Genomic DNA, 24625 nt, shown 5'->3' on the forward strand with positions numbered 1-24625 from the left:
TTTCATGTCGCCTGAAGATCGGGACTTTCTTTCGGAATTGTTCGAAGCGGCCGTGGGGGCGGCAGACCCGAAGCTTGCGCTTCGCGCGCGATTGCCGCAGCGCCCGCGCGGGCGCACTGTCGTCGTTGGGGCGGGCAAGGGCGCGGCCCAGCTGGCGGCGGCATTCGAGAGCCTGTGGGGCGGCCCGCTCGAAGGCGTCGTCGTCACCCGCTACGGCTACGCCGTTCACTGCGATCGGATACGAGTGATCGAGGCGGCACACCCGGTTCCCGACTGCAACGGACTGATCGCCTCGCACGCGCTGTTCGAAGCCGTTCGGGGTCTGACGCCGGATGACCTCGTCGTCGCTCTTTTCTGCGGAGGAGGCTCGGCCCTGCTGCCTTGCCCGCCCGAGGAACTCGCACTCGAAGATGAAATCGCCCTGAACAGGGCACTGCTCGCAAGCGGCGCACCGATTTCCGTGATGAACGCGATTCGCAAGCAGGTCTCCCGCATAAAGGGTGGGCGGCTCGCCGCCGCCTGCCATCCGGCGAAAGTGATAAGCTTCATCGTTTCCGACGTCCCGGGCGACGACCCGGCACAGGTCGCCTCGGGACCCACCATTCCCGACGCGACGGACCGAGCTGCTGCCCGCGCAATGAGGGATGCCTGGCGAATCGAACTGCCCGAGAGGCTGGTCGATTGGCTGAAGGGCGAGAACGGGACGGCTCCGTCGCCGAACGATCCCGTCTTTGCGGGGCACGAGGTCCAGGTTATCGCCTCGGCGCGGCTTTCGTTGGAGGCTGCCGCGGCTCGGGCCGATGCACTGGGAATTCCTGCCATCATCCTGTCGGACGCGATCGAAGGGGAGGCGCGCGACGTCGGCAAAGTCCACGCCGCAATCGCGCGCGAAGTGGTTTTGCGCAACCGCCCCTTCGAGCGTCCCGTGGTTCTGCTGTCGGGCGGTGAAACGACGGTGACGCTTCGCGGGCATGGAAGGGGAGGGCGCAATACCGAGTTCCTCCTTTCGCTTGCAATCGCAGCCGAAGGCCTGTCCTTCGCCTCACTGGCGGCAGACACCGACGGTATCGACGGTTCGGAGAGCAATGCGGGAGCGTTTGCGGACGGAAGCAGCGCCACGCGCTTGCGCGCACTCGGCAGAGATCCGGTCGCATTGCTCTCGGGCAACGACGCCTGGACTGCTTTCAATTGCCTCGAAGATCTGTTCGTGCCCGGGCCCACAGGTACCAATGTGAATGACTTCAGGGCGATTCTGGTCCGGTGAAAGGCGGCTAACCTTCTCTCCCGGCAGTGGATGCGGGCACCCTCTTCAAACGTCTTCCTCGGGCCAAAGCCCGAGAAAGACGATCGGAGAGGGCGCAATCTCTCTTGAGTCGCCTCACGCGGGGATCGGAGCATCCTCGCGCAGGAGCCCCTTGGACTTGAGTTCCGTCCAGAACCCAGCCGGAATCGGGTGGCTGAACCAGGAAAGGTTCTGGCGCAGCTGTTCGATCGTCCGTGTGCCAGCCATGAAGGAGGGAACGGCCGGGTGCGCGACCACGAATTGGAGTGCGGCTGCCCCAAGGGGCACATCATGTGTCCTGCACACCGCCTCGATTCGCGCCACCTTCTCCAATATGGCCTTCGGCGCCGGTGCGTAATTGTATTTCGCTCCTTCCCTCGCCCCCGTTGCCAGGATCCCTGAGTTGAAGCCGCCGCCGACGACCACGGCTGCGCCTCGCTCTTCACAAAGAGGCAGGAATTCCTCGAGTGCGTCCTGTTCGAGAAGCGTATAGCGCCCAGCAAGCAGGAAACAGTCGAAATCCCGCTGCTTCAACGCCTCGTGACACACCTCCCATTCGTTGACACCGACCCCGATCGCCTTGACCAGGCCTTCCGACCGGAGTTTCTCGAGCGCCCGCCAGGTCCCGTCCATGGCCTGGCCGAATACTTCGGGCTGCTCGCTTCCCCGCGTGAAAACGTCGATGTCGTGGATGAAGCAGATATCCATCCGTTCCAGGCCCAGCCTCTGCAGGCTGTCTTCGAAGGAGCGCATCGTGCCGTCATAGCTGTAGTCGAAGCGCATGCTGAAGGGCGCGGCGTTCACCCAGGGGGCGAAGTCGATCGTCGATCGCTTGGCGGGCGTCAGCAATCGGCCGACCTTCGATGAAAGCACGTATTCGTCCCGATCCCTCCAGCGCAGGCCCTGGCCGGTACGAAGTTCGGCCAGGCCATGCCCGTACATGGGCGCGGTATCGAAGAAGCGCACGCCCGCATCCCAGGCGAGCTCAAACATGGATTGCGACGTCTCTTCGTCGATTTCACGGAAGATGTTGCCGAGCGGCGCAGTCCCGAACCCGAATGCGGTGACGTCGAGGTCCACGCGGCCGAACTTCCGTTTCTCTCCCGGATGCATTCGCAAATCTCCTCATGTAAGTAACTGGATGGTGCACAATACGCGCGGCGACGGCCAGTGCGCAAGCCTCGTCGTGGTGCGATCGGCGATTTTCCGGCTTGACCGTCTGCCGCATGCCGATGTATGTAACTGGATAGTTACTGAATGCGGGATAAGTCTATGTATCTAACGGAAATACAGGGGCAGGTGCGTGATATGGCGCGCGCGTTCGCCGATGAAGTGATCCGGCCGATGGCGGAGTCTCTCGACCGCGAGGAACGTTTCCCCGCAGAACTTTACGGGGAAATGGCGAAGCTCGGATTGTTCGGTATCGGCGTTCCCGAACACCTCGGCGGACCGGGCTTCGATACGCTGACCTATGCGGTCGTGATGGAGGAGCTCAGCCGCGGTTATGCGTCGGTTGCCGATCAGTGCGGGCTGGTGGAGCTGATCTCCACACTGCTCGTCCGTCACGGGACCGAAGGTCAGCAACGCATGCTCCCCGACGTTCTGAACATGAGCGCCAAGGTCGCTTACTGCATCACCGAGCCCGAGGCCGGAACCGACGTATCGGGCATTCGGACGACGGCGGAACGCGACGGCGACGGCTGGATGCTTAACGGCGGCAAGATCTGGATCCATAACGCGCCCGTTGCCGATGTCGGTTTCGTTCTGGCGAGGACCGACAAGGAGGCCGGCAACCGCGGCATGTCGATCTTTATCGTCGATCTCAATTCCGCAGGGGTCGAGAGAGGTCCGAAAGAGCACAAGATGGGCCAGAGAGCCAGCCAGGTGGGAGCGTTGACCTTCACCGATGTGCGCCTGCCGGGCGGTGCTCTGCTGGGCCAGGAGGGCCGCGGTTTCCACATGATGATGTCCGTTCTCGACAAAGGCCGCGTGGGCATCGCCGCACTCGCCGTCGGCATCGCCCAGGCGGGGCTGGAGGCGGCGGTGGACTATGCCGGGACACGCAAGCAGTTCGGCAAGGCCATTTCCGATTTCCAGGGCGTGCAGTGGCTTCTCGCCGACATGGCAAAGGACATCGAAGCCGCGCGTCTTCTCGTCCATTCGGCCGCCTCGAAGATCGACCGGGGCCTGGACGCGACGAAGGCCTGCTCGATCGCAAAATGTTTCGCCGGGGACATGGCCGTTCAGCGCACCGCCGACGCGGTCCAAGTCTTCGGCGGGTCGGGCTATATCCGCGGCTTCGAAGTCGAGCGGCTCTATCGTGACGCAAAGATCACCCAGATCTACGAAGGCACGAACCAGATCCAGCGGATGATCATTGCGCGTGAACTTCTGAAGAAGGGGGCAAGGGCGTGAGTAATCCGACCGCGAAACCCGTGGCACTGGTGACGGGCTCGTCACGCGGTATCGGTCTTGCCGCTGCCGAAGCCCTGGCGCGGGAAGGGTTCTCCGTCGCAATCAACGGGCTGACGGCCGACGACGAATTGGCGGTCGCTGCCGCACGCGTCTCCAGGCACGGAGCGCCGGTGATCGCGGTGGCCTTCGACGTCGCAGACTTGGCTGCTCACGAGGCGGCGCTCACGAAGATCGAGGCGGAGCTCGGCCCGCTCACGACACTCGTCAATAATGCCGGGGTTGGCGTTCTGAAGCGCGGCGACCTCCTCGATGTGACGGAAGAGAGCTGGGATCGTTGCCTCACGGTGAATGCCAAGGCGATGTTCTTTCTGAGCCAGGTTTTCGCGCGCCGACTTCTGGCTCGGGAGCGAAGCCCGCTTTTCCACTCGATCGTCAACGTCACTTCGTCGAATTCCGTGGCGGTCGCCGTTCAGCGCTCGGAATATTGCGCCTCCAAGGCGGCGGCGTCGATGGTGTCCAAGGCGCTCGCGGTCCGCCTTGGGCGGGAAAACGTCGCTGTTTACGACGTCCAGCCCGGCCTGATCGCCACCGAAATGACCGCTCCGGTGATCGACTCCTATCGAGAGCGTGCGGAGCAGGGGCTGACGCTTTTTCCGCGCGTCGGAGAGCCCGAGGAGGTCGGGGCCGTGATTGCCTCGCTCGCCTCCGGAAGGCTCCCCTACACGACAGGACAGACGATCTCGGCAGATGCCGGCATGCTCGTTCCGCGATTTTGAGGTCTCCAATGAAAATTGCTCTTCCCGATGCCGAAGGCAGGCTGGCCGAATACAGCCTTTCAGGTAACGCGATAGCGGGCGCGGCCCTCGGTCCCGATCGTGCTCGTGTCGTCTATTCCGCCGCGCATGTCGTGGCAGACCCGTTCACCGCCAACGAGCCCTCAGGACGGGCGACCGTCGACTGGCCGAAGACGCTGGAGTTCCGCCGCTATCTTGCGGGGCTGGGGCTCGGGATCGCCGAGGCCATGGACACGGCACAGCGCGGTATGGGTCTGGACTGGGCGGGCGCCCTGGAACTCATTCGCCGCACGAAGGCCGAGCTGCCGGACGCGCTGGTTGCGAACGGCTGCGGAACCGACCACCTGGACCTTTCCAGATCCCACAGCATCGACGACGTGAGACGTGCCTATCTCGATCAGGTCGAAGCGGTGCAGAAGCTGGGCGGGCGGATCATCCTGATGGCGTCGAGGGCTCTGGTTCGGGCGGCCAGGGGGCCGGACGATTACATCAGCGTCTATTCCGACGTGCTCGATGCCTGTGACCACCCGGTCATCCTGCACTGGCTGGGCGACATGTTCGACCCGCAGCTTGCCGGATATTGGGGTGGCCAGACATTCGAGCCCGCGATGCAGACGGCGTTGGCCGTTATCGGAGCGAACGTCCGCAAGGTCGACGGCATAAAGATCTCCCTGCTCGACAAGGACAAGGAGATCGTTATGCGCCGGCTGCTGCCGGCGGGCGTCAAGATGTATACCGGCGACGACTTCAACTATCCGGAACTGATCGAGGGGGACGAGCAGGGCTTTTCGCACGCACTTCTCGGCATCTTCGATCCGCTCGCGCCGGCTGCCGCCTTTGCGGTACAGAGACTTGGCGAGGGCGACGTTAGCGCGTTCCGCGCGACATTGGATCCGACAGTGCCGCTGGCGCGGCTGATCTTCCGGGCGCCGACGCAACACTACAAGACGGGCGTGGTCTTCCTGGCTTGGCTGAACGGCTTTCAGGATCACTTCGTGATGCTGAACGGCGCGCAGGCGATGCGGCCGCTTCCCTATTTCACCGAGGTTTTCAGGCTCGCGGATCAATGCGGTCTGCTTCGCGATCCGGAAGTGGCCGTCACCCGCATGAAGCGCCTCCTCGCAGTCTACGGAGTCTGAGATGAGGGACTTCTCTTCGGACCACTCGGCCCTCGCACTGAACACGGCGAGCCTCGGCCACAACCTCGAGGGCCACGGTGCGGGCTGGACGAGCGAACAGGTCATCGATGCCTGTGCCGAGCGCGGTTTCGGGAGCATCGTGTTCTGGCGGCGCGAGATCGGTGAACGCGCCGTGAAGATCGGCGAACGGGTTCGTTCTGCCGGGCTGACCGTGGCGGGTCTGTGCCGGACCCCCTTTCTGGTAGGCACCCAGGCGACGGATGTCGAAAGCGTCATGGACGATTTCAAGAGGTCGATCGACATGGCGGCAGCCTTGGGGGCTCCGGTCTTAACGATCGTCGTCGGAGGCGTGCATCCGGGGACCAAAGGGGTTGCCGAGAGCCTGAAGATCGTGGCGGACCGCGTTGCCGAAGCCGCTCCCTGTGCACAAGCAAGCGGCGTGAAACTGGCGCTGGAGCCACTCAATCCCGTCTACGCCGGCAACCGGTCGTGCCTCACGACGCTGCGCGATGCCGTGGACCTTTGCGATCGCATAGCTGCCCCGAATGTCGGTATAGCCGTGGATGTCTACCATGTCTGGTGGGACACGGAGCTTGAACGGCAGTTGAAGCGTGCCGGCGCCGAGCGAATCTACGGCTATCACCTCTGCGACTGGCTCGCCGAAACGAATGACGTGCTTCTCGACCGCGGCATGATGGGCGACGGCGTCGCCGATCTCAAGGCGATCCGTTCATTCGTTGAAGGCGCCGGCTATCGCGGCCCTTGCGAGGTCGAGATCTTTTCCGCGAACGACTGGTGGAAACGCGATCCCGGCGAGGTGCTGGACGTGATGGTCGAGCGTTTCCGCAACTGTTGCTGACAGAGAGTAGGAATCCATGAAAATACTTGTGACGGTGAAACGGGTGGTCGACTACAACGTCAAGATCCGGGTCAAAGCGGATGGATCGGGCGTCGAGCTTGCCAATGTGAAGATGTCGATGAACCCGTTCGACGAGATCTCGGTCGAAGAGGCGCTGCGGCTGAAGGAAGCCGGCAAGGCGAGTGAAGTGGTGGTCGTGTCGATCGGCCCGGCCAAGGCGGAAGAGACGCTCAGGACCGCGCTCGCCATGGGCGCCGACCGGGCGATCCTGGTCGAGACCGAGGACCAGGTCGAGCCGCTCGCCGTCGCCAAGATCGTCAAGGGCGTGGCCGAGGCCGAACAGCCGGGGCTGATCATCGTCGGCAAGCAGGCGATCGACGACGATTCCAACCAGACCGGCCAGATGCTGTCGGCATTGCTTGGCTGGGCCCAGGGCACCTTTGCCTCCAAGGTCGAGATCGGCGACGGCAAGGTCAACGTCACCCGCGAGGTCGGCGGCGGCCTGCAGACGGTCGAACTGAAGCTGCCGGCGGTGGTCACCACCGATCTCAGGCTCAACGAACCGCGCTATGCCTCGCTGCCGAACATCATGAAGGCGAAGAAGAAGCCGCTCGACAAGAAGACCCCGGCCGACTTCTGCGTCGACACCAGCCCGCGGCTGAAAGTCTTGAAGACGGAAGAGCCGTCCGGCCGCAAGGCCGGCGTCAAGGTGAAGACGGTCGCCGAGCTCGTCGAGAAGCTCAAGACCGAAGCCGGCGTGCTTTAAGTTCAGGAAAGGGAGATATCATCATGGCTATTCTGCTTCTGGCTGACCACGACAACAGCCACCTTTCCGACCAGACGGCGAAGGCACTGACGGCGGCAGCGAAGATCGGCGGCGACGTGCATGTGCTGGTTGCCGGTCAGAACGTCAAAGGCATCGCCGAACAAGCCTCCAAGCTCTCGGGCGTTGCCAAGGTGCTGGTCGCCGAGGACGCCTCGCTCGCTAACAATCTCGCCGAGCCGCTGGCGGCCCTGATCGTTTCGCTCGCCGGCAATTACGACACCGTTATTGCCGCCGCCACCTCGGTCGGCAAGAACGTCATGCCGCGGGTCGCAGCCCTTCTCGACGTCGCCCAGGTTTCGGAGATCATCGAGGTCGTCTCGGCTGACACGTACCGGCGGCCGATCTATGCCGGCAACGCCATCCAGACGGTGCAGACGAGCGAGCCGAAGAAGGTGATCACCGTGCGCACCGCCTCCTTTGCCGCCGCTCAAGAAGGCGGCTCGGCACCGGTCGAGACGGTTGCCGCCGCGGCGAATCCGGGCCTTTCCGCCCATGTTTCCGATGCCCTGTCGTCCTCCGACCGGCCGGAACTGACCTCGGCGAAGATCATCATCTCCGGCGGTCGGGCGCTCGGCTCCTCGGAGAAGTTCAAGGAAGTCATCCTGCCGGTTGCCGACAAGCTCGGCGCCGCCGTCGGCGCCTCCCGCGCCGCCGTCGATGCCGGCTATGCGCCGAACGACTGGCAGGTCGGCCAGACCGGCAAGGTGGTCGCCCCGGACCTCTACATCGCCTGCGGCATTTCCGGTGCGATCCAGCACCTCGCCGGCATGAAGGACAGCAAGGTGATCGTCGCCATCAACAAGGACGAGGAAGCGCCGATCTTCCAGGTCGCCGACTACGGCCTCGTCGCCGATCTCTTCGAAGTCCTGCCGGAACTCGAAAAGGCGCTTTGAGGCGAGCATGGCCAATCAGGATCTGCCGGAGAGCTCGAACTGGCAGTGGCTGAAGAAGGCCCGGACGGTCTCGTTGTCCTTCAGGAAGTGCGCCGTCCCGAAATAGATGGGAACAGGCGTGAGGCTCAGCAGCTCCACCCGGGTTATCGTGTCGTCGTCCGGTCCGACGGACCAGGTAGGCAATATGGAAAAGCCGAGGCCTTCGCTGACATAGCGCTTGATGCTGACGCTTGACGAAACCGAGATCAGCGGCTCGACGACCGCACCCTTGCTGCTGAGGAAACCGGTGGCAATGTCCCTTATTATCTGTCCCGGTTCATGCGAAACGAAAGGACGACCGCAGGCCCATTCGGGAATATCTCCCTCGGCGGGAGCGGGTCCCCAGGTTCGGGGATAGACGAGCGAAAGGCTGTAGCGGCCGATCAACTGCTGGATCACGACGGAGTCGCCAAAGTGCCGCTCCGCAATGAATATGTCGAGGCTGCCCTGGCGGACCAGGTCGGACAGGGCGGTGTCACGCTCGTAGACGACAAGCTCCACGTCAGGGCGGCTTTCATGGAATTTCCGGACGACCCTGGGAAAGAGATCATGGAAGATTCCCTGCGGCATGCCGATCCGCAGCACCGGACGCTGGCTCTCCATCAGTCGCGTCAGACGTGTCAGCATGATGTCGAATTCCGGGCGGATCAACTCGTAAAGCGCAAGTCCCCGCGGTGTCAGTCCCACGCGCCGTGCCCCGCGCTCGGCAACGACCAGCCGCTCGCCGAGGAGGTGTTCCAGCCGCCGGATATGGTTCGCCACGGATGGATGGCTGAGATTGAGCTCCCGGGCCGCAGCGGAATAGGAGCCGGTCCGTCCGAGTTGGTAGAACGTCTGGACAAGTGAGAGGCTGATGCTGGGCAAGTGGCGGTTCCTGCGGCTCGTGGGCATTCGCGCCGAGGACGTTACGGTGAGCAGGGGCAGGGCCGCAAGGCGCAGCTTCGGCAAGTTGTAAGTTTTTTCATAACTCGTGCCCTTGTTCTTTTATCGACGCGGTTTTGCCGGGCGCGCTACGATCTGTCCCGAGACCTCCTTGCAAGGCGTTCAGATCAGGTGCGCGAGCAGCATTCTTCACCACCAGTCATTGTGATAGGCGCGGGCATTGTCGGCGCCGCGACCGCGTCGTTTCTCGCGCTCGCGGGTACGCCAGTTCGGCTGCTCGACGCTTCGACGCCGGCCAGCGGGGCGACCGGCGCTGCAGATGGTGCGGTGTCGGTGGCGAGCAAGCGCCCGGGTCCGATGATGACGATGGCCCGGGCCGGAGCGGCGCTTTATCGCGAACTCGCCGAGGAGGGGTTGTTCCAAGGCCTCTTCCACAGGCGGCCCACCTTCCTCGTTGCGACGAGCGATGCGGAAGCCGACGTCCTTTCCGACCACTCGGAAGCTCTCGCCGAGGTCGGTGCGCCGGTGCTTTGGCTCACCCGGGATATGGCTGCAGACAGATTGGCCCCGCTCTCCCGAAAGACGGTGGCAGTGCTTGAAGTCGAAGACGAGGGGCACGCGATCGGCTACAGCATAGTTTCGCGTCTGATTTCCGCCGCAGGGTTGAAGGTGGAGCGCAATTCCCCCGTTGCGGCGCTGGAATACGACGGACGATCCGGCCGCGTCAGCGGCGTTCGTGTCGGGGAAGCGGTGATCGAAGCCTCGGCGGTGGTCGTCGCCGCAGGTGGCGGCGCGGGCGGGCTTATAGGACTTCCCGATGTGTCGCGTCCACGTAGGGGGCAGCAACTGGTGACCGAGCGGGCACCCACCCTGAATGCCGCCCTGCCGGGGTCGCTTCTCTCCTGCAGCTATCTCCTCAGCAAGAAGCAAGGGGGCGATGCGGATCAGCGCGGATATGGCGTCGTCATCGACCCGCTCGAAACCGGCCAGTTCCTGATCGGCTCGACACGGGAGGAGGGCCGCAACATCCCTGAAAATGATATCGACGCGGTGGCTCACCTGGCGGCCTCCGCTGGGGACATGGTGCCCGCGCTAGGGCGCTTGCGCATCCTTCGGTGCTTCGCCGGAATCCGCACTGCGATATGCGATGGCCTGCCGATGGTCGGCAGGATGCCCGGTGTCGACAATCTTTTCGTCGCAGCCGGGTTTGAAGGAGACGGCATCTGCCTTGGTCCGCTGACTGGCCGGATCGTGGCGGATCTTGTTCGGGGGGAGGAGCCGGAAATCGATGTTTCGCCGTTCGATCCGGGCCGGTTCGCCGGTAGGAGCATCGCGGCATGACGGCCGTCCGGACTTTTTTCTGGCGGGGCTCCGAGGTGCCGTTCCGAGCAGGCGAAAGCATTGCAGCCGCCCTTGCCGGTTCGAACATCCATGGATTCGGAAAGGATCCTGCCGGGTCACCAACCCGGTATTTCTGCGGCATCGGTGCCTGTCAATCTTGCCTCGTCCGTGTGGATGGGCGCGCAACCGAGGCCTGCCTCGACCCGGTCTATGACGGAATGGTCGTGATGGCGCTGGAGGATGACGATGCGTGAGGCCGACATCATCGTCGTCGGCGGTGGACCGGCCGGCGTGTCGGCGGCGATCGAAGCCGCGAAATCGGGGCTCTCGGTGATGCTTTGCGAGCAGAGGCCGGCGCTCGGCGGCGCCATCCATCGCCAGCCGGCCGAAGGCGCAACCCCCGTTGCCGTCTTACCGTCACTTAGGGGCCGCTGGCAGGCCCTGTCTGCGGAGCTTTCCGCCTCGGGCGTGGATGTTCGGACGCGCCGCGCATTCGTCGGCGTCGACAGCACAGGCGCCGTGTTGATCGAAGACCGGGCAGCTGGCAAGGTCGAAGTACGCCGGCCGCGCGCCTTGATTTTAAGCTGCGGGGCCGTGGAGCGGGTAAGACCGCGTCGGGGCTGGCATTTGCCCGGCGTCGCCGCGGCAGGCGGTCTCCAGGTGATGCTGAAGGAGGGCCGCGTGCCTGGGGGACGCATCCTGCTTGCGGGGAGCGGCCCGCTGCTGCTCGCTTTGGCCGCACAAATGACGGCAGCCGGCAATCCGCCCGTGGCCGTCATCGAGGAGGGAGACCCTGCTTCGCGGCCCCTGGCAGGTGTCCGTCTGCTGGCTCATCCATCCATCCTTCCGGACATGGCTGCCCTGATGATGCCTGTCCTCTTCCGCCGCGTCGTGTGGCGCCGCGGCACGCGCCTGACGGAGATCACCCAATCCGGCGATATGCTCACCGCGTGCCTCATCGCGCCAAACGGGCGGGAGGAGCGGATCGAGGTCGACCGCATCGGTCTCCATGACGGGCTGCGTCCGAACGATTTCGGCCTGCCGGCCAATGATGCCGCGGCAGGCCTCGTCATCCTGCGGGCCGGAGATGTGCGCGAAGTGCTCGGCGCGCACGCCGCCGAGGCGGATGGAGCCGAAGCGGGCCGCGAAGCTGCGGCACGGCTGGCAGGGCGCCCGCCGCGCAGTGGCGCGAACGGGATTCGACGCCTGCGCTCTCTGCAGACCAGCCTTTCCCGCCTTTTCGCGCCCGTCCACGGTGCGCCGATCCTGGACGATTGTCCCGGAGACACGGTGATCTGTCGTTGCGAGAACCGGACGATCAGCCATCTGAAAGCACAATTGTCGGGGCCGGACACCGTTTCAGCACGAGAATTGCGGCTCAACGGACGGTTCGGCATGGGCGCCTGCCAGGGGCGCTTCTGCTCCGAATGGACGCTTTCACTGATGTCCGAACTGCGCCCCACAGCCTCTCCGTCAAGTATCGCCGAAATGGGCGCTTGCCGTTGGCCGTTGCGGCCCGTAGCTCTGTCGTCGCTCGCAAAAGGTGGCACGAACGCCGACACACTGACAGAACCGCATATGGAGGAGATCTCGGCATGACGCTGCAGGCCCGTTGAGGAAAGGGTTGCCGCCGCGAGCTTCGCTTTTACCCTTACGATCGAGGATGCAAAACAAAAATTCCAATAAGAGGGGTACACAGATGAACACAAGAATACTGGGTTTGGCCGCCGGCCTCGCCGTCCTGTTCGCGTCCACATCTTGGGCGCAGTCGATCACCGTAGCGATCGGCTCGGAGCCTTCGACCCTCGATCCCCAACTCCGCGATGACGGGGGTGAGCGACAGGTCAACGACAATATTTATGAAGCGCTGATGGCGCGCACTGCGACTGGCGATCTCGTGCCGGGCCTTGCCGCAGATGCGCCGACACAGGTGGATGCCAGGACCTGGCAGTTCAAGCTGCGTGAAGGCATCAAGTTCCACAACGGCGAGCCATTCAACGCCGATGCCGTCGTCGCTTCGGTGCTGCGGGTGATAGATCCGGCGAACAATTCGGAGCAGATGGCCTATCTTGGTCCGCTTTCAGGAGCCGAAAAAGTCGATGACCTGACTGTCCGCATCATCACATCCGCCCCCGACCCGATCCTGCCGGCCCGGATGTATTGGCTGAAGATGGTCCCTGCCGCCTACTCGAAGAACGCGACCGCCATCGCGGAGAAGCCGGTCGGAACCGGCCCCTACAAGTTCGGCACCTGGGACCGCGGGAACAGTATCACAATGACGGCCAACACCGATTACTGGGGTGGGGAGCCGCAGATCGATGATGTGACCTACCGCTTCGTGAGCGAGGCAGGCACGCGGCTATCGGGGTTGGTCGCCGGTGAATTTGACGTCGTCGTCAATCTGCTTCCCGAATTTGCCGACTCCGTGCCTCAGGCAAAGTCGGTAAGCGGCCTCGAGACATCGGTCATCATTCTCGGCGTGGACAATCCGGCCGTGAAGGATGTGCGAGTGCGCCGGGCGCTCAACATGGCAATTGATCGGCACGCCCTTGCGGAAAGCCTGTTTGCCGGCAACGCGAAGGTAACAAAGGGACAGCTCGTCCTGCCGGGCGCCTTCGGCTACAACGAGAGTCTGGAAAACTGGCCTTACGATCCACAGGGTGCGAAGAAGCTGATCGCGGAAGCGGGCGCGGCCGGAACGACGATCGATCTCGTCGGCGAGGCGGGGCGCTGGCTGAAGGACCGGGAGCTGGTCGAGGCGGTTGCCGCGTATTGGACCGAGGTCGGACTGAAGGTGAATGTCGAGATCCTCGAATTCTCGGTGTATCTCGACCGCATCTTCGACATGGGCAACCGGCCCGACAGCTACTTTGTCCTCAACTCGAACGAGCTTTTTGACGCCGACCGTGAAATGGCCTTCGCTTACGAACCGGGCCAGGGCGGTGCCTCGAACAGCGACAAGGCCCTCGGCGAGGCCATCCGTGCAGCACGTTCGGAAGTCGACGTGGAAAAACGCAAGGCCGCCTATGCCGTGATCACGAAGAAGCTGCACGACGAAGCCTATGACGTCCCGCTTCTGAACCATCAGGACATTTACGGCATGTCCGAAAAGATGGAATGGCAGCCGCGGGTGGATTCAAAGATTATTGTCAGGGAAATGAAGGTCAATGAGTGACGCTGGCAAAATCGAGGCGCAGTTGAGGGCGATTGCGAAGGTCAGGCTGCCTCATGGGGCTTCTGAGGAAGAGATCGCGGATTTTGTTCGAGGCCTCGTCATACTCGATGACGTGACGTTGCGGGCGCGTCGCGTGGCCGAAAGGCTAGCCCAGGACGAGATGCAGCCATGACCGCGCTTGAAAACCTGTCGATCAGGAAACTTGCGGCGATGGTCCGGGCACGTGAGATCTCCGCCGTTGATGTGACAACCCATTTCCTTGGCCGAATCGTGGCCTACGACGATGCACTTTGCGGGTTCAACGTGCCGGCACCGGAAGCAGCTCTGGACGCCGCACACGATCTCGATACGTATCTGAATGCAGGAGGCGAGGCGGGGGCGCTTGCCGGCATACCGCTCTCCATCAAAGATATAGCCGATGTTGCCGGGCTTCCCTCTGCGGGGGCCTCGGCGTCACGGTCAGGGCGCACGGCCACTGCCGATGCGACTGTCGTTGCCCGTATGAAGGCGGCGGGTGGGATCGTGCTAGGCAAGGCGAACTGCCACGAGCTTGCCTTCGGCGGCCCGTCTTTCGATCTGCCTTTCCCGCCTGCCCGCAATCCCTGGAATCTTGACCGCTTTCCCGGTGGCTCGTCGAGCGGATCCGGCGTCACCGTCGCTGCCGGCCTCTGTCTCGGATCGCTGGCGACCGACACGGCCGGTTCGATCCGGCTTCCGGCCACGATGTGTGGCGTCTTCGGCCTGAAGCCCGGTCACGATACGCTGCCGCTCGACGGTATCGCTGTCCTCGCGGCCACGATGGACCATGTGGGCCCGGTCGCCCGGACCGCCGATGATACCCGCATCCTGTTCGACGTCATGGCAGGCCGCAGCCCCGGTTCACCCTTCGTCGAATCGCTAAAAGGTCTTCGGATCGGCGTCCCGGAGAATGAATGGGATGTTGGACGGCTGATACATCCCGATGTGCGGGCGGCTATCGACGGCGCCATCGAAGTCGCCCGGTCTGAAGGCGCAGACATCGTGCCGCTCCGGCTTCCTTCGCTGGAGGATTTCCACGCCCCGGGCACCGTTCTCATGATGTGCGAGGTTGCTGCGGAGCATGCCGCTTCCGTCCGTGCGGCCTGGGACAAGTTCGGCGCGATATTCCGGGCTCGCGCACTTGTCGGTGAGGGGATAGCGGTTCATGACTTCCGACTGGCCGAACGTCTGCGCCCTGTTTTGAGGAAGAGGCTCTTGGACGCTATGTCGAACGTCGATTGCCTGCTGGTCCCCGGCGCACTCGCGCCGCCCGGGCCGCTTGCGTCGGTCGACCCCTTCTATTTCATGAAGGACCCCATTCCGAATATCGTCGCCAATTATACTGGCTTTCCCGCTCTCGCCTTTCCGGCAGGTTTTGGCGGCGACGGGATGCCGGTCGGAGTGCAGATCATGGGGGTGCCGCGCTCCGAGCATCGGCTGCTCGACATTGCCGAGAGCTTCGAAAGGGCTGATCCATCGCGGTTTGCGGCCAGGACGCCTCCGGGACTGGAAGGCCGGCCCGAGCCTTGCCTGTTCAAACTAGAACTTCCGGCTCGAGCCATGTGATATCTGAACAAAAAACAGGGGAACTTGGATGAAGAAGATACAGAGACTGACTGCCGGCATCGTGATGTTGCTCGCGTCGACACTTGCCGCATCGGCAGCATGGGCACAATCCATCACCATCGCCATCGGGTCGGAGCCTTCGACGCTCGATCCGCAGCTTAGGGATGACGGCGGCGAGCGACAGGTCAACGACAACATCTATGAGACGCTGATGGCAAGGACGCCGACCGGCGAACTCGTGCCGGGTCTGGCCGCGCAGCCTCCGAAGCAGGTCGACGCCACGACCTGGCAGTTCAAATTGCGGGACGGCGTCAAGTTCCACAATGGCGAACCTTTCAATGCCGATGCCGTGGTTGCATCCGTCTCGCGGGTCATCGATCCTGCCAACAATTCCGAACAGATGGCGTATTTCGGTACGATCAAGACGGCCGAAAAGGTCGATGACCTGACAGTCAACCTCGTCACCACAGGCCCGGATCCGATCCTGCCGTCGCGCATGTACTGGATGAAGATGATCGCGCCCGGCTATGCCAAGGACGGCGATCTTGCCGGTGCGCCGGTCGGAACCGGCCCGTACAAGTTCGACAGCTGGAACCGCGGGACGGACCTGAAGCTCGTTGCAAACGCGGACTACTGGGGCGGGGAACCGCAGATCGACGACGTCACCTACCGCTTCGTGACGGAGCCGGGCACGCGCCTTTCCGGCCTGCTTTCCGGCGAATTCGACGTGATCACAAACCTCCTGCCGGAGTTCACGACAAATGTGCCGAAGTTCGCTGCCGTTCCCGGCCTCGAGACGTCGGTCTTCGTTCTGGGCACGGACAACGAAGTTACGAAGGACCCGAAGGTGCGCGAGGCGCTCAATCTCGCCATCGACCGCAAGGCCATGGCCGAGGGCCTGTTCATGGGCTATGCGACCCTCGCCAAAGGGTCGCACATCAATCCGGCAGCCTTCGGCTTCAACGAAAAGCTGGAGCACTATCCCCATGACATCGAGAAGGCGCGGGCGCTGATCAAGGAGGCAGGGGCCGAGGGCAAGCCTCTCGTGGTCGTCGGCGAATCCGGCCGCTGGCTGAAGGACCGTGAGCAGATCGAAGCGGTCGCGGGTTACTGGGCCGAGACCGGGCTGAACGTCACGACCGACATCCAGGAATTCTCGCAGTACCTCGACAGCCTGATGGGCGACGGGCCGCGTCCCGACGCGATCTTCATCGCCAATTCCAACGAACTGCTCGATGCCGACCGGGAAATGTCCTTCATCTACCACAAGGACGGTGCAGCGGCATCGAACTCGGATGCCGAAATGGCCACCATGATCGAGGCGGCACGCGTCGAAACGGATACTGCAAAACGCAAGGCGCTTTATGACGATATCCAGAAGAAGGGCCACGACCTGAACTACACCGTCCCGCTGTTCAATCTCCAGGACATCTACGGAATGTCGGAACGCATGGAATGGCAGCCACGTGTCGACGCGAAGTTGATGGTGAGCGAAATGAAGGTAACCGAATAGCGTCGTCCGCAGGTGGATTAACTCTTGCCGCGGACCTGTTCTGCGGCAAGGGTCGCCCCGACCAAAGGAATGCCTCATATGCTGGAATTCATCCTCCGCCGCCTGTTCCAGGGCGTGCTCGTCGTCTTCGGGGTGACAGCGACCGTCTTCGTCGTGACCCGACTGGTGGGCGATCCGGTTGCGCTGATGCTTCCGCTCAGCGCAACGGAGGCGCAAAGGGCTGCCTTTGCCCAGCAGATCGGCCTGGACCAGCCGATCGCCACGCAGTTCCTGCGTTTCGTCGGGGACATCGCCACACTGGATTTCGGAAACAGCCTCTGGCAGCGTCGCCCTGCGATCGAAGTCGTGTTCGAGCGCTTGCCGAACACGCTGCTGTTGATCGCGGCAGGGCTTGGAGCCGCAGTCATGCTTTCGATACCGCTGGGCGCCGTTTCGGCTCTGCGTCCGGGCGGACTGGTCGATCGGCTGACCATGTCGGTCGGCCTTCTCGGGCTCGCGATGCCGCAATTCTGGCTCGGTCTCGTCGCCATCATGATCTTTGCGGTCACGCTGAGATGGCTGCCGACCTCCGGCATGGGCACGGCCGCTCACCTTGTTCTTCCAGCCCTTACGCTCGCCCTGACGCCGCTTGCGCGCTTCACGATGATGGTGCGCGCGTCAATGATCGACGAACTCAACAAGCCCTATGTCAAGACGGCAAGGGCAAAGGGCCTCGGGCTAACGCGTATTCTGCGCGTCCATACCTTACGCAACATCCTGGTTCCCTTTCTCTCTATCTCCGGATGGGAACTGATTGCCACTCTCTCCGGCTATACGGTTGTGGTCGAAACGGTGTTCGCGTGGCCGGGGCTGGGCCTGACGGCCGTGCAGGCGATCCAGCGGGGCGACCTGTTTCTGATGCAGGCCATCGTCTTCGTCATCGCTTTCCTGATCGTCTTGATCGGCATCGCGCTCGACATCCTGTCGAAGGCGGTGGATCCGAGGATGGAATTGAACTGATGGCCGCTTCCGCTTCCGCCGCTTCACCCACTCCTGTCGGCACGCGCGTGCCGCGCGGAAGGATATCGGAGCTCTGGCACGACAAGACCGCCGCCATCGGCCTCGCCCTCATCCTGCTCATCGTGTTCCTGGCCCTGTTCGCTCCGCTCATCGCACCTTACGATCCGGCCGCGCAGTCGATCATGGCACGGCTGAAGCCGCCGGTCTGGATGGAGCGCGGTACCTGGGAACACTTGCTCGGAACCGATAATCTCGGCCGCGACGTCCTGTCCCGCATCATCTGGGGTGCGAGGGCGACGCTGACGATCGGCGCCGTCACCTGCCTTCTGGCGGCGACACTGGGGACCGTCATCGGCCTTTGGGCAGGCTTCATGGGAGGACGCACGGACTCGATCCTGATGCGTCTGGTCGACATTCAGGTGAGCTTCCCGGGCATACTTCTCATCCTCCTCGTCGTCGCGGTTCTGGGGCCAGGCGTCTGGACGCTTGTTGCGGTCCTGTCGGTGACGAACTGGATGGTCTATGCCCGGCTCGTGCGCGGCATCGTCTCGTCGACCCGTCAGACCCCTTACGTCGAAGCAGCCGAAGTGATCGGCTGTCGTCCTGCAAGGGTCATCTTCAGGCATATCCTGCCGAACATCGTCTCGCCGCTGATGACGCTCGCGATCCTGGAGTTCACCAATATCGTGCTGGCGGAAGCAGCGGTGTCGTTTCTCGGCTTCGGCGTTCAGCCTCCGGCGACGTCATGGGGGCTCGACGTCGCCTCGGGACGGGACTACCTGTTCATCGCGTGGTGGCTCGTGACCTTTCCGGGCCTTGCGATCGTCGTGACAGTGCTGTCCATCAATCTCTTCGCCAACTGGTTGCGGGTAACGACCGACCCCGAGGAACGGGAGAAACGCTTTGCGCGCGCCGAGGCGGCCAGGCGGCGGCGCGGGCGACGGAGGGCGGAAGCATGACCATGCCTCTGCTCGAGATCGACAACCTGCATGTCTGTTTCGATACGCGCGCCGGGACCGTCCAGGCCCTGCGCGGGGTGTCCCTGACCGTCGCACCGGGCGAAACGCTCGGCATCGTCGGCGAATCCGGATCCGGCAAAAGCGTGACGGCACAGGCGGTCATGGGCCTGATCGACGTCCCGGGGCGCATCTCGGACGGTGAGATTCTCTGGGAGGGAAAGCCGCTCGCCGGGTTCGATGTCGCCAATGCTGCGCGCGATATCTGGGGCAGGGAGATCACGATGATCTTTCAGAACCCAATGACATCGCTCAATCCGCTGATGACGGTGGGGGCGCAAATCGCCGAGGTGATCGAGGTTCACATGGGATCCAGCAGGCGAGCGGCGCGACGTCGGGCGGCGGAATTGCTTTCGGCAGTCGGCATCTCCGGGGCGGAGCGGAGGCTCGATCAGTATCCGCACGAGTTTTCCGGCGGCATGCGACAGCGTGTCATGATTGCCATGGGAATCGCCTGCGAGCCCAAGCTCCTGATCGCCGACGAACCGACAACGGCCCTGGACGTAACGATCCAGGCCCAGATTCTGGAGCTTCTGGCGGAGTTGCAGGAGAAGATGGGGTTGGCGATCGTTCTGATCACCCATGACCTCGGCATCGTCGCAGGCCTCTGTCACCGCGTCGCCGTCATGTATGCGGGGCAGATCGTCGAAACCGGTCCGGTGGATGCGATTTTCGAGAATCCATCGCATCCCTATACGCAGGGCCTGATCCGCTCGACACCAGGCCTCGATGCCGACGAGGAGCGGCTGACGGCGATAGACGGAGCTCCGCCGGGGCTGTTGCAGCCGCCTTCCGGCTGCGCTTTCCTGCCTCGCTGTCCGATTGGCGACGAGGGTTGCCAGGGGCCTCAAGTTCTCCGTGCGGTCGGTGCGGGCACAGTGGCCTGCCGCAAGGCCGGCGAACAGGCATGGAGGGAGGCAGTATGACGGTCGCCCCCGTGCTTTCGGTTTCCGGCCTCGCCATCGATTACGAACTCTCGTCCGGCGGACTTTTCCGCAAACGCCGGAGCGTCAATGCCGTCAGCGATGTGAGCTTCGACCTGGCACCGGGCGAAACGCTTGGTCTTGTAGGCGAATCCGGCTCCGGCAAGACGACCGTCGGCCGTGCGGTGCTCCGCCGCATTCCCGCTGCGCAAGGCAGGATTGTCTTCGGCGGCGAGGACATTACCCATCTCGGTGGCGAGCCGCTGCGACGCCTGCGTGCGCGCATGCAGATCGTCCTGCAGGATCCCTATACGTCGCTCAATCCGCGCATGAAGGTCTCGAGCATCGTAGCGGAACCGCTTATCGTCCACGGCCTCGCCGCTTCCGCAGAGGAGGCGCGTGCCGCCGTTGCCGAATTGCTGGAGCGCGTGGGACTGCCCGGCGATGCCGCCGACCGCTATCCGCACAGCTTTTCCGGCGGACAGCGCCAGCGGATCGGCATCGCCAGGGCCCTGGCGCTGAAGCCCGCGCTCATTGTGGCTGACGAGCCTGTCTCCGCCCTCGACGTCTCGGTGCGGGCTCAGGTCGTCAATCTTATGCAGGACCTGCAGCGCGATCTCGGAATATCCTATCTCTTCATCGCGCATGATCTCGCGATCGTGCGGCACATCTCTCACCGGGTGGCGATCATGTATGCGGGGAGGATCGTCGAGATCGCGCCGCGCGACGCCATCTACCAGCGGCCTATCCATCCCTATACAGAGGCATTGCTGTCTGCGGTTCCGGTCGCCAATCCGAAGCTCCAGCGCGCCCGGAGGCGCATCGTGCCTCCGGGCGAGTCCGTCGATATCGCCAGTCCGCCGACCGGCTGCCGCTTCCATCCGCGCTGCCCGCTTGCGACCGACCGGTGCCGCGAAGAGGCTCCGCAGCTCCTGCGCAAGACCGGCGATCACTTTGCCGCCTGCTGGAATCGTCACGCATGATGGAATTGTTGATCAGCCCTCAGGGGATAGCCGCGGCCGTTGCGCTCATTCTTGCCGGCGCGGTTCAGGGTTCCACCGGTTTCGGGTTCAACATGCTCGCAGCGCCGATGCTCGCCATCATCGATCCCGCCTTCGTACCGGGCCCGATGCTGGCAATGGCGATAGCCGTGAGCGCCGGCGGTACGGTTCGGGAATGGAGCGACGTCAACCGGCAGGACCTTGCCTTCTCCCTGACCGGACGCCTGCTGGCGGCAGGGGCGGCCGCGTTCTGCCTGCAATTGCTAAGCCCAGATGCCTTCGCGGCCGTATTCGGCTTCGGCGTGCTCTTCGCCGTGGCGCTCAGCCTTGCGGGGCTGAGGATCGACACGACGCGCAGTTCGCTCTTTCTCGCCGGTGTCCTTTCGGGGTTCATGGGCACCTTGACCTCGATCGGGGCTCCGCCAATGGCCATGGTTTATCAGAATACCGGCGGCGCACGCATGCGTGCGACCCTGAACGCCTTCTTCGTCGTCGGTGGCATCATCTCGATCGGAGCGCTTTTCGTCGCCGGCAGTTTCGGCCTCTCCGATCTCCTTCTTGCCGCCACCATGCTCCCCTTCGCCTTCCTCGGCTTCCTGCTGTCGGGCTGGGGACGACGACTCGTCGACCGAGGGCATGTGAAAGTCATCGTCCTCATCGTGTCGGCGGCTTCAGCTCTTGTTCTGCTTTTGCGCGCATTTTCATGAGGATGCAATGACAGACGCACCAAGAATTCTCATTACCGGTGCTGGCAGCGGAATCGGCGCCGCAATCGCGCGGCGCATCGCGACGCCCGGCATGCGGCTTTTCTTGCACACGGGCGCGAATGCGGAAGGACTAAGGACAGTCGCGAAGGAGGTGAGCGCAAGAGGCGCCGAGGTTGCCACGGAACTCGGAGATCTGTCCGATCCGACCGTTCCCGGACATCTCGTCCAGGCGGCGCGTGCAGCCTTCGGCGGGCTCGACCAGATCGTTTCGAATGCCGGCCGCGCGCAGCGATCTTCGTTCGGTCAACTGACGGACGCAGACCTGCAGACCGCGTTCGACATGATGCCGATGGCCTTTTTCCGGCTGGTCGACGCCGCTCTGCCGGACCTGAGAACATCCATGCAGGGGCGAGTGGTCGCCGTCAGTTCCTTCGTCGCCCACGGCTTTGGAACGAATGGGATGCATTTTCCCGCATCCGGTGCCGCCAAGGCTGCGTTGGAGGCTCTAGCCAAATCGCTTGCTGCCCAGCTCGCGCCGGTGGGTGTGACGGTAAACTGCGTCGCACCCGGCTTCACGCGCAAGGACACCGGAGGCCATGCCGCGACTTCATCAGCAGCAATGGAAAGCGCACGTGCGGTGACACCGAATGGCAGGCTCGGCGAGCCGATCGACGTGGCAGAATTGGTCGCCTTCCTTCTGTCACCCGGAGCACGCCATATCACAGGGCAGGTCATGCATGTGGACGGCGGACTGCTGCTGGCATAGCCGGCGTTGACGGTCTCAACATCAGATGAATACCGGGCTTCTCGCAGTCGCGGTCGCTCATCGCAATCGATCCGACCCGCAATCTCCCACGCCGTCAAAACGTCGGAGAGTGACATTCTTACTTTGCAGAATCAGGACACTTTAGATTCGCGTTTTGACAACCGGCCGACCCTCCGATCGGACGACCGACGGCCTTCAGGCACAGATCCTGGAACTCCTGCGGGACCTACAGCGCGAGACCGGCATGGCTCAGATCATGATCACCCATGATCTCGAGGTCGCCGCGGCCATGGCGGATGATCGGATCATCGTACTGAACGGCGGCAAGGTGGTGGAGAGCGGCAAGGCCGAGGACGTCTTTACCAATCCGAGCCACGCCTATACCCGCCGGCTGATGTCGGCCGTGCCCCATGCCGACGCGCCGAAAGCGCCTCGGAATGCCGCACAAGGCGAGGTCCTGTTAGCATGCGTGCAATGCTGGATTTGCCCGAACCGGACTCGCCGACGATTTCCCCACGACGAAGCGTGAAACTGACATCGTCCACGGCCCTGAACTCCCGCTTGGGCGAGAACGGGCCGGACCCCAGCTTGTAATGCTTGCTCAAATGGGCGACCTGCAACGACTTGCTCGAAGCTCAATACGCTCTGTTGCCGCAATCACGGCCGATGCTTGCGCAAACGGGCCCAAACATCCGATCGATGTAGCACAACACTCAAGTGAGTGTCCTTAAGGCGGCGGTCCACGTCAACGAGGAGATCGTCAGCGCTGCACGTCGTCTGCTTTTCCGAAAGCGGCCGGCCTGACCGGATTGCCGGAACTCGAGAGCTTGTCATCCCGAGGACGCCTTATCTTGCAGCCTACATGATGCTGGCAGATATGATTCGGATTCTGCGTGTCCTACATGGCGCCCAGATGTCGCCCAGCGAGTTCGAAGACGAGTAGAAGCGGCTCCACTTCCTACTTCGTGGATCCCTGCTGCAATTCCCTGAGCACGCCGATGACGCCGACCGGCTTGTCGCAGATTTCGGGGTGGGCTTGCCCTGATCTCGGCGTTGCCAACGCGCAGCGAGTATACTCGAATAGCTCGGCGATTTTGGCAAGTAATGGGCCGCCGCTCGACGTTTCCGCAGACAGAGCTATCTACCTCCTGAAAAGCGGGACGCTTTTGTCCGTACCCGCGCGACGTGGCTTTTGATCGGAGGGAGGACCGACATGCTGTTCCGTCCTGGAGCTCTCGTTGCAGCGACCATGCTCTTTGGGTTGCCGGCCTCTGCTGAGGAGATTGTACGGATATCCGGCTGGGGTGGGTCCGAGGTCGCCATTGTCAACGGGCTATTGACGAACGTTCTTGCCGAAAAGCTCGCGGAAGAGGGAATCAGGGTAAAGTACGAGCCTGTTGATGGCGACTATTCGCAATTCATCATCAACGGCCTGTCGGCGGGCACCGCTCCAGACCTTTTTTACGTCGACACCTTTTGGGCGCGGTCGGTATTCAGCGCCGGTCAAGCCGCACCGGTAACAAACGACGTTTCTGGTTTTGCAGCCAATCTGCTGACGGCCTTCACCTACGATGGGAAGCTTTACTCAACCCCCAAAGACTTCAATACGCTGGCCATACATTTCAACAAGGACATTTTCGATGATGCGGGCGTCGGCTATCCGAGCGACGACGACACGTGGACGACGCTGCAAGAGAAATTGGTGGCCGTGAACAAGTCGCTTCCGGAGGTCGATGGTCTCTGTGTTGTGCCGGAATATGCCCGGTTCGGCGCCTTTGCGTTGTCGACCGGCTGGTCGCCCTTTGATGCTCGGGGAAAAACCGTACTGGATAAGCGCTTTCGTCGGGCATTCGATTTCTATACCGGCCTCGTGAAGTCCGGGGCCGCCGTTATGGCCGCCGACGCGGGGCACAGCTGGACTGGCGGTTGCTTGGCGTCGGAGCGGGCTGCCGTAGCGATAGAGGGTGCTTGGATCCTCAGCGCGTTGCGCGATAGTGCTCCAAACATGAATCTCGGCACTGTCCGGATGCCGAAAGACCCAGAAAGCAGCAAACGAGGCAATATCGTCTTCTCCGTCGGCTGGACCGTCAACGCGGCCTCGAAGGTCAGTAAGGCTGCTGCAAAAGTCGCCGAGCTTCTAACTACCGAGGAGGCCCAGCAATGGGTTTTGGAGCAGGGGCTGGCCCTCCCGAGCCGGACTAGTCTGAATGACAACCCGTGGCTGCGCGGCGGCCAGCCTGAACAGATCGCAAGCCGAGTGGTCCTTGAAGGCCTCTCGGACGATCACGTTATGCCGTATTTTTTTGGAGACGTCGGAGGGAGTTGGATGCAGCCGATCAATGCTGCGCTCAATTCTGTCATCCTCGGGGAGGAGGATGCGAACACAGCTTTGCTATCGGCACAAAGCGCCTTTGACCGGATGCTCGCCAAGTAAGTTTCTCTCGGGCTAGCAACGGTTAGAGAACGCACGA

Annotated in this window: 24 protein-coding genes and 2 pseudogenes; 23 read left to right on the plus strand and 3 right to left on the minus strand. The window is 63.0% G+C overall.

What is annotated here, in order from left to right; genetic code table 11:
* Positions 1-4 precede the first annotated feature (4 nt).
* Complete coding sequence (locus tag JOH52_RS28310) at positions 5-1264, plus strand: glycerate kinase type-2 family protein (RefSeq protein WP_013845504.1); 1260 nt, start codon at positions 5-7, stop codon at positions 1262-1264.
* Between the two features lie 114 nt (positions 1265-1378).
* Here the strand turns inward: JOH52_RS28310 and JOH52_RS28315 are convergent, their stop codons facing one another.
* On the minus strand, positions 1379-2395 hold the full coding sequence (locus tag JOH52_RS28315; protein ID WP_010967740.1) for an aldo/keto reductase: 1017 nt from the start codon (positions 2393-2395) through the stop codon (positions 1379-1381).
* A 159-nt stretch (positions 2396-2554) separates the two neighbouring features.
* Between JOH52_RS28315 and JOH52_RS28320 the strand changes: the two genes are divergently transcribed.
* The 6 genes from JOH52_RS28320 to JOH52_RS28345 are packed head-to-tail and all read left to right on the plus strand — an operon-like array spanning position 2555 to position 8208.
* Positions 2555-3697 carry an acyl-CoA dehydrogenase family protein gene (locus JOH52_RS28320; protein ID WP_010967739.1) on the plus strand — a complete coding sequence of 381 codons (1143 nt, stop codon included), beginning with the start codon at positions 2555-2557 and terminating at the stop codon, positions 3695-3697.
* The gene (locus JOH52_RS28325; RefSeq protein WP_013845503.1) at positions 3694-4473 is read left to right on the plus strand and encodes a 3-ketoacyl-ACP reductase; all 780 of its coding nucleotides are present in this window, start codon (positions 3694-3696) and stop codon (positions 4471-4473) included. Before JOH52_RS28320 ends, JOH52_RS28325 begins: the two co-directional genes overlap by 4 nt.
* A gap of 8 nt (positions 4474-4481) precedes the next feature.
* Positions 4482-5630 carry a dihydrodipicolinate synthase family protein gene (locus JOH52_RS28330; protein WP_013845502.1) on the plus strand — a complete coding sequence of 383 codons (1149 nt, stop codon included), beginning with the start codon at positions 4482-4484 and terminating at the stop codon, positions 5628-5630.
* Between the two features lies 1 nt (position 5631).
* Positions 5632-6489, plus strand: coding sequence for a sugar phosphate isomerase/epimerase family protein (locus JOH52_RS28335; RefSeq protein ID WP_010967736.1), 858 nt, complete (start codon positions 5632-5634; stop codon positions 6487-6489).
* A 16-nt stretch (positions 6490-6505) separates the two neighbouring features.
* Entirely contained in the window at positions 6506-7255 is a 750-nt protein-coding gene (locus tag JOH52_RS28340; RefSeq protein WP_014531519.1) for an electron transfer flavoprotein subunit beta/FixA family protein, read from the plus strand.
* A 23-nt stretch (positions 7256-7278) separates the two neighbouring features.
* Positions 7279-8208 (plus strand): electron transfer flavoprotein subunit alpha/FixB family protein, encoded by a 930-nt coding sequence (locus JOH52_RS28345; RefSeq protein WP_014531520.1) that lies wholly within the window; start codon positions 7279-7281, stop codon positions 8206-8208.
* Positions 8209-8223: 15 nt separating this feature from the next.
* Here the strand turns inward: JOH52_RS28345 and JOH52_RS28350 are convergent, their stop codons facing one another.
* Positions 8224-9111 (minus strand): LysR family transcriptional regulator, encoded by an 888-nt coding sequence (locus JOH52_RS28350; RefSeq protein ID WP_013845500.1) that lies wholly within the window; start codon positions 9109-9111, stop codon positions 8224-8226.
* 189 nt (positions 9112-9300) lie between these two features.
* Here JOH52_RS28350 and JOH52_RS28355 point away from each other — a divergent pair, with 189 nt between their 5' ends.
* The 14 genes from JOH52_RS28355 (at position 9301) to JOH52_RS28420 (ending at position 22683) form a co-directional block, all read left to right on the plus strand.
* Positions 9301-10470: an NAD(P)/FAD-dependent oxidoreductase gene (locus JOH52_RS28355; protein ID WP_013845499.1), complete on the plus strand. Its 1170-nt coding sequence runs from the start codon at positions 9301-9303 to the stop codon at positions 10468-10470.
* Entirely contained in the window at positions 10467-10724 is a 258-nt protein-coding gene (locus JOH52_RS28360; protein ID WP_014531523.1) for a 2Fe-2S iron-sulfur cluster-binding protein, read from the plus strand. The genes JOH52_RS28355 and JOH52_RS28360 overlap by 4 nt, the downstream gene beginning before the upstream one ends.
* On the plus strand, positions 10717-12069 hold the full coding sequence (locus JOH52_RS28365; RefSeq protein ID WP_014531524.1) for an FAD-dependent oxidoreductase: 1353 nt from the start codon (positions 10717-10719) through the stop codon (positions 12067-12069). The genes JOH52_RS28360 and JOH52_RS28365 overlap by 8 nt, the downstream gene beginning before the upstream one ends.
* A gap of 100 nt (positions 12070-12169) precedes the next feature.
* A complete protein-coding gene (locus JOH52_RS28370) occupies positions 12170-13645 on the plus strand; it encodes an ABC transporter substrate-binding protein (protein ID WP_013845497.1) in 1476 nt (491 codons plus the stop codon).
* A complete protein-coding gene (locus JOH52_RS28375; RefSeq protein ID WP_014531525.1) occupies positions 13638-13817 on the plus strand; it encodes a hypothetical protein in 180 nt (59 codons plus the stop codon). Before JOH52_RS28370 ends, JOH52_RS28375 begins: the two co-directional genes overlap by 8 nt.
* Positions 13814-15229: an amidase gene (locus tag JOH52_RS28380; RefSeq protein ID WP_014531526.1), complete on the plus strand. Its 1416-nt coding sequence runs from the start codon at positions 13814-13816 to the stop codon at positions 15227-15229. The genes JOH52_RS28375 and JOH52_RS28380 overlap by 4 nt, the downstream gene beginning before the upstream one ends.
* Positions 15230-15257: 28 nt before the next feature.
* Positions 15258-16742 carry an ABC transporter substrate-binding protein gene (locus tag JOH52_RS28385; RefSeq protein ID WP_014531527.1) on the plus strand — a complete coding sequence of 495 codons (1485 nt, stop codon included), beginning with the start codon at positions 15258-15260 and terminating at the stop codon, positions 16740-16742.
* Positions 16743-16820: 78 nt separating this feature from the next.
* A complete protein-coding gene (locus JOH52_RS28390) occupies positions 16821-17741 on the plus strand; it encodes an ABC transporter permease (RefSeq protein WP_003536990.1) in 921 nt (306 codons plus the stop codon).
* Complete coding sequence (locus JOH52_RS28395; protein ID WP_013845493.1) at positions 17741-18700, plus strand: ABC transporter permease; 960 nt, start codon at positions 17741-17743, stop codon at positions 18698-18700. The genes JOH52_RS28390 and JOH52_RS28395 overlap by 1 nt, the downstream gene beginning before the upstream one ends.
* Positions 18697-19683 carry an ABC transporter ATP-binding protein gene (locus JOH52_RS28400; protein WP_003536994.1) on the plus strand — a complete coding sequence of 329 codons (987 nt, stop codon included), beginning with the start codon at positions 18697-18699 and terminating at the stop codon, positions 19681-19683. Before JOH52_RS28395 ends, JOH52_RS28400 begins: the two co-directional genes overlap by 4 nt.
* Positions 19680-20663: an ABC transporter ATP-binding protein gene (locus JOH52_RS28405; protein ID WP_010967725.1), complete on the plus strand. Its 984-nt coding sequence runs from the start codon at positions 19680-19682 to the stop codon at positions 20661-20663. The genes JOH52_RS28400 and JOH52_RS28405 overlap by 4 nt, the downstream gene beginning before the upstream one ends.
* Complete coding sequence (locus tag JOH52_RS28410) at positions 20660-21388, plus strand: sulfite exporter TauE/SafE family protein (RefSeq protein ID WP_013845492.1); 729 nt, start codon at positions 20660-20662, stop codon at positions 21386-21388. Before JOH52_RS28405 ends, JOH52_RS28410 begins: the two co-directional genes overlap by 4 nt.
* Before the next feature lie 7 nt (positions 21389-21395).
* Positions 21396-22154 carry an SDR family NAD(P)-dependent oxidoreductase gene (locus JOH52_RS28415; RefSeq protein WP_003526782.1) on the plus strand — a complete coding sequence of 253 codons (759 nt, stop codon included), beginning with the start codon at positions 21396-21398 and terminating at the stop codon, positions 22152-22154.
* A 154-nt stretch (positions 22155-22308) separates the two neighbouring features.
* Positions 22309-22683: an ABC transporter ATP-binding protein gene (locus tag JOH52_RS28420; protein ID WP_013845491.1), complete on the plus strand. Its 375-nt coding sequence runs from the start codon at positions 22309-22311 to the stop codon at positions 22681-22683.
* On the opposite strand, the pseudogene JOH52_RS36270 reads toward JOH52_RS28420, so the two are convergent.
* Positions 22616-22774 (minus strand): annotated as a pseudogene (locus JOH52_RS36270) (ATP-binding cassette domain-containing protein); the annotation flags it as partial. The gene JOH52_RS28420 and the pseudogene JOH52_RS36270 sit on opposite strands and share 68 nt — an antisense overlap.
* A 109-nt stretch (positions 22775-22883) precedes the next feature.
* Here JOH52_RS36270 and JOH52_RS35435 point away from each other — a divergent pair.
* Both JOH52_RS35435 and JOH52_RS28425 read left to right on the plus strand, forming a co-directional pair.
* Positions 22884-23097 (plus strand): annotated as a pseudogene (locus tag JOH52_RS35435) (type II toxin-antitoxin system RelE/ParE family toxin); the annotation flags it as partial.
* Between the two features lie 270 nt (positions 23098-23367).
* A complete protein-coding gene (locus tag JOH52_RS28425; RefSeq protein ID WP_013845490.1) occupies positions 23368-24588 on the plus strand; it encodes an extracellular solute-binding protein in 1221 nt (406 codons plus the stop codon).
* Positions 24589-24625: the final 37 nt, after the last annotated feature.

Origin of the sequence: Sinorhizobium meliloti, assembly GCF_017876815.1 — a bacterium.
GTDB classification, from domain to species: domain Bacteria; phylum Pseudomonadota; class Alphaproteobacteria; order Rhizobiales; family Rhizobiaceae; genus Sinorhizobium; species Sinorhizobium meliloti.